15 protein-coding genes are annotated in these 14,707 nt (G+C 39.2%); 3 read left to right on the forward strand and 12 right to left on the reverse strand.

From position 1 onward, the window contains the following. Positions 1 to 666, forward strand: a complete 666-nt coding sequence (locus tag RM549_RS17065) for a lipid-A-disaccharide synthase N-terminal domain-containing protein (protein ID WP_311687018.1) — start codon at positions 1 to 3, stop codon at positions 664 to 666. Here the strand turns inward: RM549_RS17065 and RM549_RS17070 are convergent. From RM549_RS17070 to RM549_RS17090, 5 genes are all read right to left on the reverse strand, one after another. After that, on the reverse strand, positions 626 to 2,011 hold the full coding sequence (locus tag RM549_RS17070; RefSeq protein WP_311687020.1) for an MptA/MptB family glycosyltransferase: 1,386 nt from the start codon (positions 2,009 to 2,011) through the stop codon (positions 626 to 628). The two genes, RM549_RS17065 and RM549_RS17070, sit on opposite strands and share 41 nt — an antisense overlap. Before the next feature lie 49 nt (positions 2,012 to 2,060). After that, positions 2,061 to 3,527: a cellulose synthase family protein gene (locus RM549_RS17075; RefSeq protein ID WP_311687022.1), complete on the reverse strand. Its 1,467-nt coding sequence runs from the start codon at positions 3,525 to 3,527 to the stop codon at positions 2,061 to 2,063. Next, positions 3,527 to 4,231 (reverse strand): glycosyltransferase family 2 protein, encoded by a 705-nt coding sequence (locus tag RM549_RS17080; RefSeq protein WP_311687024.1) that lies wholly within the window; start codon positions 4,229 to 4,231, stop codon positions 3,527 to 3,529. The genes RM549_RS17075 and RM549_RS17080 overlap by 1 nt, the downstream gene beginning before the upstream one ends. Positions 4,232 to 4,306: 75 nt before the next feature. Next, positions 4,307 to 5,893 carry a 4Fe-4S binding protein gene (locus tag RM549_RS17085; RefSeq protein WP_311687026.1) on the reverse strand — a complete coding sequence of 529 codons (1,587 nt, stop codon included), beginning with the start codon at positions 5,891 to 5,893 and terminating at the stop codon, positions 4,307 to 4,309. Positions 5,894 to 5,907: 14 nt separating this feature from the next. Continuing rightward, positions 5,908 to 7,194, reverse strand: a complete 1,287-nt coding sequence (locus tag RM549_RS17090; RefSeq protein WP_311687028.1) for an NAD(P)/FAD-dependent oxidoreductase — start codon at positions 7,192 to 7,194, stop codon at positions 5,908 to 5,910. A 97-nt stretch (positions 7,195 to 7,291) separates the two neighbouring features. Between RM549_RS17090 and RM549_RS17095 the strand changes: the two genes are divergently transcribed. Next, positions 7,292 to 7,999 carry a DUF547 domain-containing protein gene (locus RM549_RS17095; RefSeq protein ID WP_311687030.1) on the forward strand — a complete coding sequence of 236 codons (708 nt, stop codon included), beginning with the start codon at positions 7,292 to 7,294 and terminating at the stop codon, positions 7,997 to 7,999. A 134-nt stretch (positions 8,000 to 8,133) separates the two neighbouring features. Here the strand turns inward: RM549_RS17095 and RM549_RS17100 are convergent, their stop codons facing one another. From RM549_RS17100 to RM549_RS17130, 7 genes are all read right to left on the reverse strand, one after another. After that, positions 8,134 to 8,691: a transposase gene (locus RM549_RS17100; RefSeq protein ID WP_311687032.1), complete on the reverse strand. Its 558-nt coding sequence runs from the start codon at positions 8,689 to 8,691 to the stop codon at positions 8,134 to 8,136. A 171-nt stretch (positions 8,692 to 8,862) separates the two neighbouring features. After that, positions 8,863 to 9,831, reverse strand: coding sequence for an arsenosugar biosynthesis arsenite methyltransferase ArsM (arsM, locus tag RM549_RS17105; protein ID WP_311687034.1), 969 nt, complete (start codon positions 9,829 to 9,831; stop codon positions 8,863 to 8,865). A gap of 3 nt (positions 9,832 to 9,834) precedes the next feature. Next, positions 9,835 to 10,647 (reverse strand): purine-nucleoside phosphorylase, encoded by an 813-nt coding sequence (locus RM549_RS17110; protein WP_311687036.1) that lies wholly within the window; start codon positions 10,645 to 10,647, stop codon positions 9,835 to 9,837. A gap of 7 nt (positions 10,648 to 10,654) precedes the next feature. Next, a complete protein-coding gene (locus RM549_RS17115) occupies positions 10,655 to 11,269 on the reverse strand; it encodes a TIGR04282 family arsenosugar biosynthesis glycosyltransferase (RefSeq protein WP_311687038.1) in 615 nt (204 codons plus the stop codon). 15 nt (positions 11,270 to 11,284) lie between these two features. Further along, complete coding sequence (gene arsS, locus RM549_RS17120; RefSeq protein ID WP_311687040.1) at positions 11,285 to 12,340, reverse strand: arsenosugar biosynthesis radical SAM (seleno)protein ArsS; 1,056 nt, start codon at positions 12,338 to 12,340, stop codon at positions 11,285 to 11,287. 73 nt (positions 12,341 to 12,413) lie between these two features. Further along, complete coding sequence (locus tag RM549_RS17125) at positions 12,414 to 12,749, reverse strand: arsenosugar biosynthesis-associated peroxidase-like protein (protein WP_311687042.1); 336 nt, start codon at positions 12,747 to 12,749, stop codon at positions 12,414 to 12,416. 75 nt (positions 12,750 to 12,824) lie between these two features. Beyond that, positions 12,825 to 13,004, reverse strand: coding sequence for a hypothetical protein (locus tag RM549_RS17130; protein WP_311687044.1), 180 nt, complete (start codon positions 13,002 to 13,004; stop codon positions 12,825 to 12,827). A 589-nt stretch (positions 13,005 to 13,593) separates the two neighbouring features. Here RM549_RS17130 and RM549_RS17135 point away from each other — a divergent pair. Beyond that, a complete protein-coding gene (locus tag RM549_RS17135; RefSeq protein ID WP_311687046.1) occupies positions 13,594 to 14,613 on the forward strand; it encodes a helix-turn-helix domain-containing protein in 1,020 nt (339 codons plus the stop codon). Positions 14,614 to 14,707 lie beyond the last annotated feature (94 nt).

Here is a 14,707-nt window from a genome sequence, read left to right on the forward strand (position 1 = left end):
ATGAACAACTGGATTATTTTCTCAATTGGTTTCCTGGCTCAGCTGCTGTTTTCAGCGAGACTAATCATGCAGTGGTTTTTGTCTGAGAAGGCAAAAAAAGTAGAAACTCCTGTTCTTTTTTGGAAACTTAGTTTGTTCGCTTCGGTCTTACTTTTTGTCTATGGTTATTTAAGAGAGGATTTGGCTATCATGCTCGGCCAGTTCCTCATTTACGGTGTTTACTGGAGAAATCTTGAAATCCAGGGAGAATGGAAGAATAGGAACATCTTCTTCAAATTATTTGTGATAGTTTGTCCTTTTCTTATAATAGCTTATCTCGTATTTTTTGGAGAATTGAACTGGGCAGATCTTGTAAAAGGGGAAAACCTTGCTCCCTGGTTAATTGTGCTTGGAATTATTGGTCAAATAATTTACACAGCCCGATTCTATTATCAATGGTATTACGCCGAAAGAAATCATGAATCTTCCCTGCCACAGGGATTTTGGATTTTGAGCCTGATTGGATCTTCGCTTTTGCTTACCTACGGAATCTTCCGGTATGATCCTGTATTAATTGCCGCGCATTTCTTTGGTGGTTTAATTTATATGCGGGATTTGTACCTTTCCCGAAATTCTGAAGTTGAGGTTAAACCGTTGTCTGCTTCTTCTGAAGAATCTCCCAAATAAGAACGGCAAATACCGCGAGGTATTCAAACGTTACCAGCCATAGATTCTCATCGAATTGCGGATTGTCGTACGCCGAATAACTCAAAATCACAACTAGCGTCCAGATTATTACATACCGATAATTGCCAAAAACCGATAGTAATAAAGGTGTGGCCAGATACCAGGGATGAATGGTGGTGCTTAAGAATAAATAAACTGAAACACCGAACATCATGCTGCTCATTAAAATTTTAAATCTTTCATTTCTTCGGAAGAAGGCAAGCCAGATCAGGATAATTACAGTTATTATCGGGAGTATTATTCCGGCGTAGGTGATAATGTTAAAGCCGGCCAGTTTAAATCCAATCCACCGAAGCACGTAGAAAACACTGGCATTAAATTCAAATTTCTGAAACCACAGACCAATGCTCTGGAAAAAATTCTGAAAAAATTCTGAAGACAAAAATGGAAGAAAAGTACTTGCGGCTGTTACCAGGGCAATCAGGTAGAATCCGCTGAGTCTTTTAAAGTCAATCTTTTGAAAAAAAGAGTAATTTATGTTCTCAATTTCCTGCTCCGGATTTTTAAAGTACCGCAGAAATGGCGGAAGAAAGAGCAGGGGCAAGAGCTTTACAGAAATTGAAATCCCCAGCAAAGCAGCACTGGCAATCCATCTTTTCCGATGCAGGAGATAGAGTGACCATACAAGGAAAAACAGCATGACACCTTCAAAATGTAAATTCCCGGTAAGTTCTATGATGATAAACGGATTGAGAACGTACCAGAAAATCCTGTGTGCTGGCAAATTTAAACGTAGTATTAATTTTCTTCCGAAGTAAAGCGTACCAAGATCTGCAGCGATTATAAAGCTGCGCATTACAACTACAGAAGTTAAAACGGTTTTTCCTGAAATCCATGAGGCCGCAGCAAAAACCAGCTGATTCAATGGCGGATAACTGGTATAATTCCCTGCACTAAGGCTACCCATTCCGTCAATTAACTTTTGCTGCATTGCAGCCCCGGCGGGAAATATGTTACGGAATTGCGATGGAACCTCTAAATAAGGATTTAAGCCTTCGGAAACTAAAGTGCCGTCCCAGATAAACCGGTAGAAATCCTGTGATAAATTCGGTAAGGCTACTATGAAAATGAGTCGGAAAATTACAGCGGCTATTGCCAGAATCCAGAAATTCTGTTTTTCAAGCTGAATAAGTTTAAAACTAACAGCAAAAAGCGCGGTGTAGAGTGTAATTAGTTTGATAAAATCTGTCCGCTCCAGGGCGTAAGCAAAACTCAAATAGAAGGCAATTCCTGCCAGAAGGAGCAGGATTGAAAACTTATGATATTTCAGAAATTTTAAGGTCATTTAGATGTTTACATGCCTAATCATTTAAAAAACCTCTCCGTTCAACTGGTCAAATTTTTACTGATTTAAATACTACAAACCCAAAACCTGCGAAGAGCATTAAATGGAAGATCAGTAGTCCGAAATCATTCAGCGCAAAGGCGCTGTAAATTCCAAAACCAAAGTAGAGAAATAGCAGGAACTCGATTATTAAGTTTGCTGAAAATTTTCTGCTGATGTATTTATTGTTTTGTATCGTAGACTTCAGCGAATCAAGATTAAACTTAGGCGTTCTTATAAAAGCTGATTTTTTACCAAAATGGCCTTCCAGAACTGCAAGGGAATTGTGCACCGAGAATCCCATAGCGACAGAAAAGAAGATAAAAAACATTCCGATAAAGCGAAAGAAGCTTTTAATGCCTTTTCCGTGGATTTTTGAATAGGCAGCGTAATAACAAAGGAAGAAAATAACTGTGCTTACCGAAAAAACAGCGATGACATTAAAAAACCAGCTAAATTGCGGATTGTTATTTTTTATAAAAAGGACGGGAACGCTCCATACAGCCAGCAAAAGAACAATCAGGAACATACTGGAATTCAGTAGATGGAAGAAGGCATGGAATTTTGTTCTTCCCGAAACTGTTTTGCTTTTAAAGATTGTCCAGTAGTTTTTCCTGAAATTTTCGGCGGCACCTTTATTCCATCGGAACTGCTGAGACTTTGCAGCGCTCATTACCACCGGAAGTTCAGCTGGGGTTTCCACTTCTTCAAGGTATTTGAATTTCCAATTTTTAAGTTGTGCTCGGTAGCTTAAGTCCAGGTCTTCGGTTAGCGTGTCGCCGCTCCAGTTTCCAGCTTCCAGAATACAGCGCTTCCTCCAGATTCCGGCGGTTCCGTTAAAGTTTATAAAGTGTTTTCCGAAATTTCTGCCGGTTTGTTCCAGGATAAAATGAAAATCAAGGGCAAAGGCCTGGATTTTGGTAAGCAGCGAATAATCGCGGTTCAAATGGCCCCAGCGGGTTTGGACCACCCCAATTTCAGGATTTTTAAAATGCGGAACTGTCTTAAGCAGCCAGTCTTTCTTCGGCATAAAATCTGAATCAAAAATGGCTATAAATTCGCCTTTTGCAATTTCCAACCCCTCTTTTAAAGCACCGGCTTTAAATCCTGTACGATTTGTTCGGGTAATGTGAATAATATCGAGTCCGTTTTCTTGGAGTTTCCGAACAATTTCAGCGGTTTTTGCTAAAGATTCATCAGTAGAATCATCCAGAACCTGAATTTCAAATTTTTCTGAAGGATATTCAATTTCAGCTATATTCTTAAGAAGACGATCTACAACATACATTTCGTTGTAAAGCGGAAGTTGAATTGTTACAAATGGAATTTCTTCAGCATTGGAAAAATCTAAAACTTCAGAAGTATCAACAGTTTTTTTCGCCTTCAGATAATTCAGCAGTAATTGAAGCTGCGAGATGCTGTAAAAGAAAATCAGCAGCAGTGCAAGTGTGTAAAGTATGATAATTGCCAAATCCATTATTTGAAGCTATATTTAAAAATCCAGCCCAGAATTTTCACTCCTGCAAAGATAGCACCTTTGACCGTCCCTGAAACTTTTGAGACGCCAATGCGGTTTTTATAATGTACAGGAACTTCGGTATACGAAAGGTTTTGCCGAAGTGCTTTCAGCTGCATTTCTACGGTCCAGCCATAAGTTTTGTCCTGCATCTTTAGCGCCAGCAGTTTCTCGTATTTTATTGCCCGGAAGGGGCCGAGATCTGTAAATTTCGCATTGAAAAAGAGCTTCATTAAGGAAGTAGCGAGCCAGTTTCCGAAGATTTGAGGGAAAGTCATAGAACCTTTTTCACGCCATTTCTTTACTCTTGCACCAACCACAAAATCTACATCTTCTTCTATAATCGGTTTTACGATATTTGCCAATTCTGAAGGGTAGTCACTGTAATCGCCATCCAAAAAAGCCACAATATCGGGTTTGGTGTGGGACGTTTTAAAATTAGTCGCAATATATTCCATGCCTTTCAGACAGGCATAGCCGTAACCCTTCCTGTTTTCTGAAAGTACAGTGGCTCCGGCGGCTTTTGCGTTCTTTTTTGTGTCATCTGTGGAGTTATTGCTCACCACGATAACCTCATTTACAAACTCAGGAACCTCAGCGACCACTTTCCCAATGGACGCCTCCTCGTTGTAGGCAGGAATAATAACTTTAATTAGGTGAGGCATCTAAAATGGCAATTTTCGAACCTTCATTTAAGAAATGGCTGAATTTTTACACAAATAAAAGGCTTTACCTGCAAATTACCTGCTTTTCTGATTAATCAAATCCATCAGGTCCACATCATTTCCCAAAAGAACTTCTTCAGAATTAATCCTGCCTTCCTGTGGGCCATTTTCAAGCTTTAGAACTCCGCGTGGGCAAACAGCAGAGCAAATTCCGCAGCCTACACAGCTGGAACGAACGATATTCTCTCCTTTTTGCGCATAAGCCCGCACATCTATTCCCATTTCGCAATAGGTAGAGCAATTTCCGCAGGAAATACATTGCCCACCGTTGGTAGTAATCCTGAAGCGCGAAAACAATTTTTGCTGCATTCCTAAAACAGCAGCCATAGGGCAGCCAAACCGGCACCAAACGCGATTACCGAAAATTGGATAAAATCCCACTCCGACAACTCCCGAAAAAGCAGCGCCTATTAAAAAGCCGTACCATTCCCGAAGTTGCCCACCATGGAAGAAAAAAATATTGCTATTGCCGCTAAAGTAGTTAATGCTGATAATGGCCAAAATCACCACCAGAAAACCTACAGCGGCATATTTTGCATCTTTAGCCAGTTGATCTCTTTTGAAGATCATGATAAGTGCAAAAAGAAGCGTAAGAAACCCAGCCGAGCCCCAGAGAAAAACGTCCCTGGTAAGCCATGATTCTGAAGGATTTTCACTTAAAAAACTGTAGACAACCGCGATAGTCATCACCACGACAAATACGAGGACACTGTGAATCATCCAACGTTCCAGTTTCCACGAAGCGAGTGATTTATCTGAAAGGTGACGGTAAGGGTCGCCGGCTGTTTCTGCGAGTCCGCCACAGCCACAAACCCATGAACAATACCAGCGTTTGCCATATTTGTAGGTGAGGATAGGGGTTATAATAAAAACGGAGGCAATTCCGAAGAACAGCATGAGCAGACCAACATTTCCTGCGGAAAAGAAGCCTTCCAGCTTATAATCTGCAAAAAGATCGTAATTAAGCGGCCAGATATTCGCCGGATTAAAATACGGCTGATTTAACCGCATCAGGATTTCCGGAATTAAAAATGCAAAACCCAGCTGGAAAAACATTACTGAGAAAGTGCGCAGTACTTCGTAGCGGTTGTGGCGGTATTTCAGAATAAATTTATAACCGAATATGAGAATCGCCAGGGTGTAAAGTGTTCCGTAAACAAACCATTGGCTCGCGGGTTGGCCGCTAATTAGCTGACTTAAGGGGTCAAAAAGAGCAACGATTCCGGTATTTTCGCCATCAGCATTTAATCCCAGATATTGCGGAAACCAATAGAGCACGATGTAAAAAATAGTTAGCCCAAGCCCAAGGATCCAGGCCCAGAGTCCGCGGGAAGTTAGTGGCTTAAACCATAGTCCGTCGTTTTTTATTCCGGCATGTTTCCCCAGATAAGCATCATTGGCAAAAACAATGGTGCCGGTTGCTATTAGGCCAATGGCTAAACTTAGGAAGAGGGTTTTATTCGGGAAATTAACATTAAGGGTGGCTAGTAAGAGAATAAACAAACCGGTAAGTCCTATTCCTGAAGCCACTTTTTGGGTGGTGGAAATTGTTTCCGGCGGTTCTCCCGTGAGGGCCATGCTGTGGTGTATTTTGTCGCTCATTGTATTTTTAATTGTTACGCCCTCTCAAGTTCATTCTTAAAACTTCTAAAGATATCTTTTTCATGACGCGTATAGAATTCAGGATCGAAATTAGCTTCTTTGAGGTTAGCCAATACATAGCCAATACTCCTTTTTTCATTTAACCAGCGGTCAAAAAATTCGTGTCGCATTCTTATTCCGAAGGTATTTATTCCGAGAAACTGACTGGTTTCGGTATTAAAAGCAATCGTAATTGCTTTCGTATTGTCTTTATGCTGCCAGTGGAAATGTTGTTCGTTTCCTTTAGGTTGCGGCCATACCCAGCCGTAGGTTTGATATTCAATATCAAAAAACTTCGCACTGTTAAACCAGTTTCCGGGGTTATATTTCAATCTGTTTCCGGTAAGTGTTTGTGCAAGGGTTTCGCCCATCATTCTGCCGGTATACCAGACGGCTTCCACAGCTTTTCGCTGCCCGATGATTTCCCGTTGCTGCGCGCAATCGCCAATCGCGTAAACATCGGGAATATTGGTTTCTAAATAATTATTGACTAAAATTCCTTTGTCGGTTTCAAGATTTGTTTTCTTTAAAAAATCAATGTTCGGTTTTACGCCGGCGCAAAGGCCTACAAGCTGACATTCAATTTCTTCCCCGTTTTTGGTGGTAACTCCTCTAACTTTTCCATTTTCGTCTGACAGGATTTTATCCAATTCGTTTTCATGTTTTATTGTGACTCCGTGGGAAATAATATGCTGCGAAATCATTTTGGCATCTTCATCAGGTAAAACGTTTCCCCAAAACGCTTTTTCGCGTACCAGGATAGTCACTTCAGTTTTCCTGGTGCGCAGCATTTCAGCAAGTTCAACGGCAATTAATCCGCCGCCGATAATGATCGCATGCTTACATTTTTCTGAATTCTTTTCTAGTAATTCAAGATCCTGTTTGGAAACCAGTCCCTGCACACCCTGCAGATCTTCACCTTCCCAACCGAATTTATTATAAACAGAGCCTGTGGCAAGCACCAGCTTGTCGTAGCGCAAGGAGTCTCCTGAAGAGAAGTGTAATTCTTTAGATTCGAAATCTACTTCCTTTACTCGCACCGACTTTAAATTAATTCTGTTCTTCTCCCAAAACCAGTCGGCATAAGGTTCCAGATGTTCCCATTTCATATGCCCCATATAAACATACATAAGGGCAGTACGCGAAAAAAAGTACTCGTTCTCGTCAGAAATAACGGTGATTTTTTTCTGGGAATGCTTCCTGATATGCCTGGCTGCAGTAATTCCCGAAATTCCGTTACCTATAATGACGATGTGCTCCATATTTTTTATAGTTTTAAAGGCGCTGCAGGATGGTTCGATTATTGAAAGTATAAAAAATTAGACGCAAAAGTTGAAATCACCTTAATTTTAAGATTTGATGAAGCATTTAACCCTTTTATTCCTGTTGTTTTCCGCAGTTCTCACCGCGCAAGATACACCTGAATTCTTTACAAAAGCCGACAATTTTCTTAAGACTTATGTTGAAAATGGTAATGTAAAATATGCTGAAATTAAAGAAAATCCCGAGGATTTAAAGCAGTTATTGAACCTGGCGAAACGTTTCGAAACAAATCCTGAAGAGGAAGAAATTTTTAAAGCTTTCTGGATCAATGCATATAACCTCGGAGTAATTGACGGAATTGTAAAAAATTACCCTGTAAAATCTCCGCTGGAAATTGAAGGTTTTTTTGATAAACAGCCGCATAGCCTGGGATTAAAATCGGTTACTTTAGACGAGATTGAACACGAATTGGTCTTTGGTAACTTTCCGCAAGAGGAAAGATTCCATTTTGCGTTGGTTTGTGCCGCAAAAAGTTGTCCGCAGCTAATTTCTGAAGCTTATATGCCGGGAATTTTGGAGCAGCAGCTTCAGGAGCAGACTTTAAATACCCTGAATGATCCTGAATTCATCAGAATAAACGGAAATCAAGTTTTGCTTTCAGAAATTTTTAATTGGTACAAAGAAGATTTTACGAGCAAAGGACAAAGTTTCATTCAATACGTAAATCAATTCCGTACAAATAAGATTTCCGAAAGAAAGACGGTTGACTTCTATGAGTATAACTGGGAATTAAATGATTTATAGAAGAGAATTGGCTTTAAGATTTCGAGCATTATATTTTGTGTTAAATGCTAATAACCAAGTTCTTGGAGGGTAATAAAAAAGTGGGTTTAAACCTGACAGGTTTTGAAAAACCTGTCAGGTTTGGCTACGGTCGATTACTCAAAAGTAAGTGCTTTTAAGACCTCATTATTTATCGTTTTGGAATTGCGATGAACAAACTCAAAGTTACTTTTATTGTCAAACAAATTCATCACTTCTGCTCTTGCCAAAGAAGTTTCTTTAGCACTTAAAAGAGATAAAAAAGAAGAATAAGGATAATCCTGAAAATCATCAATTAGATTATGTGCTTCAGGATTGAGGTGAATGTAGACTATAAGTTGTTTCAGATAATCTTCATTGGTTAATCTTTTTCGTTTGAATGGTCGTTGAAAGAGACTTCCGGTTCTGTTGTACTTTTTGTTTAAGGCTTTAGTATATGCATTGAAAAGATTCGAAAGGTTCTTTGAGGGATGAACAGCTTCTTCTTTTATTCTCACCAGAATATGAAAATGATTTTTAAGTAGGCAGTAGGAATAAACATCTGCGACGGGCAATAGATGGGTTTTCAGAAGCTTTAGAAAATGTAGATAGTTTTCTTCTTCAAGAAAAAGGTCCTGTTTGTTATTTCCTCTATTGTAAATATGATAGAAAAAATCATTTTCCAATTTCTCCATTTAGCTTATTTCTAATTCATGATTTGTGATCATTAGAAGTTGTAATTTAGATAAAATTAATTTTGATCACACATTACTTTGATATTTAGATGTTTAAACCTGACAGATTTCGAAAACCTGTCAGGTTTGAGGCGCTAATCAAAAACTAAATAGATCTATGAAATAAAAAACCTAACAACATCCACCACCGTCATAGTGAAAAGTAGATTCGCTAATAAAAATATCTTCCCTGTTTAAATTGGCCAGCGCCCCGGCTGTTTTATCACAAACGGCCAACGGCTGATTTTGCAACAGCACATGTCCTTTTTTATCATCAAAATAGTCCTCATCTCCGTAATAAATTGCTGCTTTTCCTGTAAATACACAGGGGCCGTCTTCGGGCATAGGATCTTTAATAGCAGCCACTTCAACAGATTCAATGAAAATTAATTCGTCTGTAGGATAATGTTTGGGATCGAGGATGCGATAAGGTTTCCTCGCGCGTATTTCTATAGTTCCGAAGCCAACATCGGTGAGCGCTTTTACATAATCGTTAAGCGGAAGGGAGCCGCTAAGGCATAAAGCCCTTAAACGCTCGTCATTCCGAAGTTCGTCATTCATTGGCTGTTCGCAGATGGGATCACTCATCACCAATCTGCCATGGGGTTTTAGCACCCGGTACATTTCTTCCAGTGCTTTTTTAAGATCTTCGGTTTTAAATATATTGAAGAGACAATTTTGGGCTGCAACATCAATGGAATTATCAGCTACCGGTAAATCCAGCGCATCACCTTTTTTTAATTCTACAAAATCACTCTTAAACCAATTATTCTGAAGTTCGGCTTCAGTGAAGTTTTTCCTGGAGGCTTCCAACATTTCATCTACAGAATCCACTCCAATAACACCGCTTTTTGTTCTGGAGAAATAAGCGAACTGAAGCAGTTCCATTCCTCCTCCAACTCCTACGTACAAAATTTTCGGATTATTTGAAAGATCACGGGGATGTACCGTACTGCCGCAGCCGTAATTCATCTCCTGCATGATCTTCGGAATTTTTAGCCCCGGCAATTCCCAGATAGGATTTGTAGTGCAGCATAAACCCACATCTGGTGTTAGAGCGGCATCACGGTAAACATTTCTGGTGGTTTCGAGATAACTCATGTTCTATAGATTTTTAATTACTTCCCTGAAAAGGGTGATCATATTAGGCTCAGCCTTTTCGGCCATAGCGATTATATCTTCAATGTTCACCGGCTCCAGGTTGTCCGGATCACCTTCATCTGTAATGACAGAAACTGCCGAAACCGGTATTTCAAGGTGATTGGCTACAATAACTTCAGGAACAGTGCTCATTCCCACGGCATCTGCGCCAATAATTTTAAGATAACGGTACTCTGCTTTTGTTTCCAACTGCGGCCCAAGCACCGAGGCATAAACCCCCTTGTGCAGGGTGATATTGTTCTTTTTAGCCGATGCTTCCAGAGCTTTATTCATCTCAGGATCGTAAGGCTGGCTCATATCCACAAACCTTTCCCCAAGATGCTCCACTCCGTAAAAGGCGAGGGGAGAGCCGCCCAGGAGGTTAAGATGGTCTTCAATAAGCATGATTTCCCCTTTTTTGAAGTCCAGGTTTATTGATCCGGAAGCATTGGAAACCAATAATTTCTGAATGCCCAGATGCTTCATTACCCTCACAGGATAGGTGACATCCTGCAGCGTATAGCCTTCGTATAGATGAAAGCGCCCCTGCATCACCACTACTTTTTTGCCTTCCAGGCTTCCGTAGATAAGTTTTCCTTTATGAAATTCTACCGTGGCAGTTGGAAAATAGGGGATATGGTTGTAGCTGACTTCTGCTTCTATTTCAATTTCATCAATTAATTTTCCCAGGCCTGTGCCAAGTATAATTCCTATTTCCGGAGCAGCAAATCCACGGGAAATAAGAAAGTCTGTAGATTCTTTTATTTGTTTTATCATAATGGTGTTATTTCAGGAATTGCTGAAAAGCCGGATTGTTCCTGATGTCATCGAGAGTATCGACATCATTCCTGGTTTTAAGCAATTTTACCTGATGGTCTTGTAAATCTTTTAATGTGTCGTGAAGAACGGAATCTGTTCCCCAGTTTTTTTCTGAAAATAAGCTGCAATTTAATGATTTCATCCCTAGAAAATAATAGCCGCCATCTTCAGCGGGACCAATTACGTATTCGTTCTTCTGAAGTTCCTCAAAAGCTTCTTCCAAATCTTTTTGCTGAATGTCAAACAAATCACTGCCGATAATTGCAATTTTTCGATACCCATCCTGAAAGCCTTCTTCAAAGGCATTTTTCATGCGCTCACCTAAAGAACTGCCTTTTTGAATTCTTTTCTCGAAAAACGCTTTTTCCCAAATGTCATTTTGCTGACTTTCTTCAGAATAATATACTCTTTTGGTGATTTTTAGCTGTTTTGTAACCGAAACAGTGTGCTTTAGAAGAAATTTATAGATTTCCAGAGCAGTTTTGTCTCCTGTATCTTTTGCGAGACGGGTTTTGACCTTCCCAAACTCAGGATTTCTGGTAAAAATAAGAAGTAGATTGTCCTTTAAATTTTTCTGCATCGAAAATTGGCATTTTTAGGCCACCGTTCCCTGGCAGCTACTGCCTGCACCAGCCGTACAACCGTAACAGTGTTGGGAAATTAAAATTTCTCTGTCATTAAGCAAATTTTCATTATAATTGCTAATGTGCTTCACCTTACTGTTCACCTTTAAATCCAGCATCTGGTTAAAATCACAATCGTAAAGCCATCCATCCCAGCTAATGGAAATGGTATTGGTGCACATCACATTTTCTACAGCCGCGGGATTATAAGCTTCCACAAGCGCGTACATATAATCTTCATAATTTTCTGAAGCTATTAAAAACTCCAGAAACCGGCTTATTGGCAGGTTAGTGATAGCAAAAAGGCTATTGAAATCGATATCAAAATCCTTTTTTAGAGCGGTTTTGAAATCCCGTTCCATAGCCTCCTGATTGGTAGGTAAAAAAGCTCCGGAAGGATTATAAACAAGATCCAGTTTTAAACCTGTGCCTTGCTGGGCATAGCCAACCTGGTTGAGCATTTGCAGTGCTTTTATCGATTTGTCAAAAACTCCGCTGCCGCGCTGTTTATCGGTTTTCTCCTTTTTATAAAAAGGCAGAGAAGAGATCACATGTACATTGTGCTTTCTGAAGAATTCCGGTAAATCGTGGTATTTCTTGTTTGCCAGAATAATTGAAAGGTTGGAACGGACGATAAAATCTTTAATTCCGGCTTTGGAAGCTTCTTCCACAAACCAGCGAAAATTCGGATTCATTTCGGGAGCGCCTCCGGTTAAATCCAATGTATGGGCTCCGGTGTTTTTAATCACTTCCAGACACTGGTGCATTGTTTCAACTGTCATGATCTCTTGGCGATCTGGCCCGGCATCTACATGGCAGTGTGAACAAATCTGATTACACATATATCCCAGATTAAGCTGAAGGATTTCCAGTTTTTTTGGCTTTAGAGGAAGTTGGTTTGTTTCGGCAATTTTATCTTTAAACCGCGGAAGCTCTCCATCTTTAAAAATTCCGTTGTTTAGAAATTCCAGTTGTTTTGTAGGGCTGGAAAGATCGTCTTCTCTCGCTTTCAGGGATTTTAAAGGCATACAGAATTATTCGGTTTGTAAGGAAAAAAAATTGGATGTTGTTCGGATTTTAGACGAATAAGTTCAGAAGAAATTACATACTGAGTTTCTTATACTTATTCATCATTTGTACCCCATGCACAAGTGTAGCCCCGCTTTCTATAGCAGCTCCTGCATGTACAGCCTCCATCATTTCTTCTTTGGTAATTCCTCGTTGCAGTCCGTCTTTGGTGTAGGCATCTATACAATAAGGGCATTTTACCACATGGGAGACGGCAAGTGCTATAAGTGATTTTTCGCGGGCGGTAAGTGCTCCTTCTTCAAAAACTTTTCCGTAATAATCAAAAAATTTAGTTCCAAGTTCTTCACTCCATTCGGTAATTTCACCAAACTTCCTGAGATCTGCCGGGTCGTAATAATTATTGGCCATAATTCCTTTTTTTGCAATAAAGGTAAGGGATTATATGCAGCTCTTTGGGAACAAACAAAAGAAAAAAGCAGCGGGCTAACCAATAATACCGGCAAAAACGAGAATAATTAATACTACAAATATCAAGACAATAATTAAACCTATAATTTTTATATTGCTGGAAGAGCGTTCTACTTCTGTAGACTGGTTTCTTTCGTGTTTTTTATTGTCCCGGTCAGTAGGGTACGGCGCCGAATTTTTATCTTTTGTGCTCATGCTTTCAGTTTCAGTTTTATTTGAAGTTAATTAAAAAAAAGGAATTGTAAAAGCAGGCTCAGCCTTAGATAAGAGGAGGCTAGTAAAATTAACGATAATTGGGAAAATGGCGTGCTTGACCTGGATAAAAAAATTCTAAAAAGATTTCTCTTTATTCTTTCTTACCAATTTAATCATCTTCCTTATAAGGATATAAGAAACCACGAGGACGACAACTACTTCTAATCCTAATAATATGTAAACCAGAGTCATATACGGTAATTTTAGAAACAGAAGAATTGTATCCGCCACTATTTTAGGAAATAAAGATCATATATTTGATAAAATTTGATTACTGTTATTCGAATAAATGTTAATTCAAATGTTCAAAATATCTCCGGTTGTTAAAATTTTAGGAAGTCATCAGAAGCAAATAACGTTTTTCCCACTAGTATTGTCCTATTAAACATTATATTTTATGGGAGTTACTGTAAAAGTCGGCAAATACTAATTTTACATTTTACTCCAAAAATAAACGATAGCTTAATATAATATTAATAATTAAAAGTCTTCTGTGGCTTTGTTATAAGTGGCTTCACGCCTCAACAGAATGAGAATAGACGTTAAAACCTTACCTGTAGATGAAATTATTCAGGACATTGCAGAATCTATAAATGCTGCTACAAGAAATGGAAGCGGAGAAATTACACTGGACATTCCTGAAGAAATTGGTGAGGGGTTTATAAGAGGATCAAGTTTTGAATCTGGAATAGGATTTATTGCATATAATTGTAAATTTTATCAGGATGTTCAGATATGTTTTTCTCTAAACACGGTGCACCCCTTGAAATTTATCTTTTGTTCAGAAGGTAGTGTAGGGCATTCTTTTCAGGATTCAGAAAAGATCCATACTATTGAAACATATCAAAATATCATTGTCTCCAGCAGTGGCTACAATGGCCATGTTCTGCATTTTAAGGCCAACCAGCGAACGCATGTTTCGAGCCTGGAAATTATAAGAACAGCCTTTAGTCGCAGACCAAATTACGATTTTAAGGATCTTGACCCTACCCTCACAGGCCTTTTTAAAGATGAAGTGGCCGAACAGCAATTTTTTTACCAGGGAAACTACAGCATAAAGGCGGCAGATCTTATGGACGAAATAAGCCAAAAGGACTTAACCGGATTTTTGCGTTCTATCTTTCTTGAAGGGAAGGCCTTTGAGATGCTGGTAATTCAAATTTCGCAATATCAGGATGATGAAGATGAGAACAGGTTACCTCAAATTTTAAGAAAGTCTGATATTGATAAAGTAGATTATGTGGCAAAAAGAATTCAGGGGGATCTTGGCAGTAATTTAACCGTGGAATCTTTGGCGAAAGAAGCCGGGACAAACGTAAATAAACTTCAGGAAGGCTTTAAATACGTTTATGATCTCACGGTGAATAAATATATGCAGCACATTAAGCTGGAAGCAGCAAAGGAAATGCTCATAAATTCTGAAAGAAATATTTCTGAAATTGTTAGTGCTATCGGTCTTAATAACCGAAGTTATTTTTCCAAAATTTTTAAGGAAAAGTACGGAGTGAACCCGAAATATTTTCTGAAGACGAGAGGAAAACAGGATTAATTTTCTCCCAATTTTCCTAAAGTGACTTTACCCCTACTGCAGGCCGAAAATTGCCATTTTTTGTAGTACACCTTTTTAAAATATTTTCACGATA

The sequence above is a fragment of the Autumnicola patrickiae genome (assembly GCF_031846525.1).
Classification (GTDB): domain Bacteria; phylum Bacteroidota; class Bacteroidia; order Flavobacteriales; family Flavobacteriaceae; genus Autumnicola; species Autumnicola patrickiae.

Bases quoted from the DNA above. Each gene is read 5' to 3' on its own strand.
- RM549_RS17065 (WP_311687018.1), top strand. From the start codon at position 1: ATGAACAACTGGATTATTTTCTCAATTGGTTTCCTGGCTCAGCTGCTG.
- RM549_RS17070 (WP_311687020.1), bottom strand. From the start codon at position 2,011: ATGACCTTAAAATTTCTGAAATATCATAAGTTTTCAATCCTGCTCCTT.
- RM549_RS17075 (WP_311687022.1), bottom strand. From the start codon at position 3,527: ATGGATTTGGCAATTATCATACTTTACACACTTGCACTGCTGCTGATT.
- RM549_RS17080 (WP_311687024.1), bottom strand. From the start codon at position 4,231: ATGCCTCACCTAATTAAAGTTATTATTCCTGCCTACAACGAGGAGGCG.
- RM549_RS17085 (WP_311687026.1), bottom strand. From the start codon at position 5,893: ATGAGCGACAAAATACACCACAGCATGGCCCTCACGGGAGAACCGCCG.
- RM549_RS17090 (WP_311687028.1), bottom strand. From the start codon at position 7,194: ATGGAGCACATCGTCATTATAGGTAACGGAATTTCGGGAATTACTGCA.
- RM549_RS17095 (WP_311687030.1), top strand. From the start codon at position 7,292: ATGAAGCATTTAACCCTTTTATTCCTGTTGTTTTCCGCAGTTCTCACC.
- RM549_RS17100 (WP_311687032.1), bottom strand. From the start codon at position 8,691: ATGGAGAAATTGGAAAATGATTTTTTCTATCATATTTACAATAGAGGA.
- arsM (WP_311687034.1), bottom strand. From the start codon at position 9,831: ATGAGTTATCTCGAAACCACCAGAAATGTTTACCGTGATGCCGCTCTA.
- RM549_RS17110 (WP_311687036.1), bottom strand. From the start codon at position 10,647: ATGATAAAACAAATAAAAGAATCTACAGACTTTCTTATTTCCCGTGGA.
- RM549_RS17115 (WP_311687038.1), bottom strand. From the start codon at position 11,269: ATGCAGAAAAATTTAAAGGACAATCTACTTCTTATTTTTACCAGAAAT.
- arsS (WP_311687040.1), bottom strand. From the start codon at position 12,340: ATGCCTTTAAAATCCCTGAAAGCGAGAGAAGACGATCTTTCCAGCCCT.
- RM549_RS17125 (WP_311687042.1), bottom strand. From the start codon at position 12,749: ATGGCCAATAATTATTACGACCCGGCAGATCTCAGGAAGTTTGGTGAA.
- RM549_RS17130 (WP_311687044.1), bottom strand. From the start codon at position 13,004: ATGAGCACAAAAGATAAAAATTCGGCGCCGTACCCTACTGACCGGGAC.
- RM549_RS17135 (WP_311687046.1), top strand. From the start codon at position 13,594: ATGAGAATAGACGTTAAAACCTTACCTGTAGATGAAATTATTCAGGAC.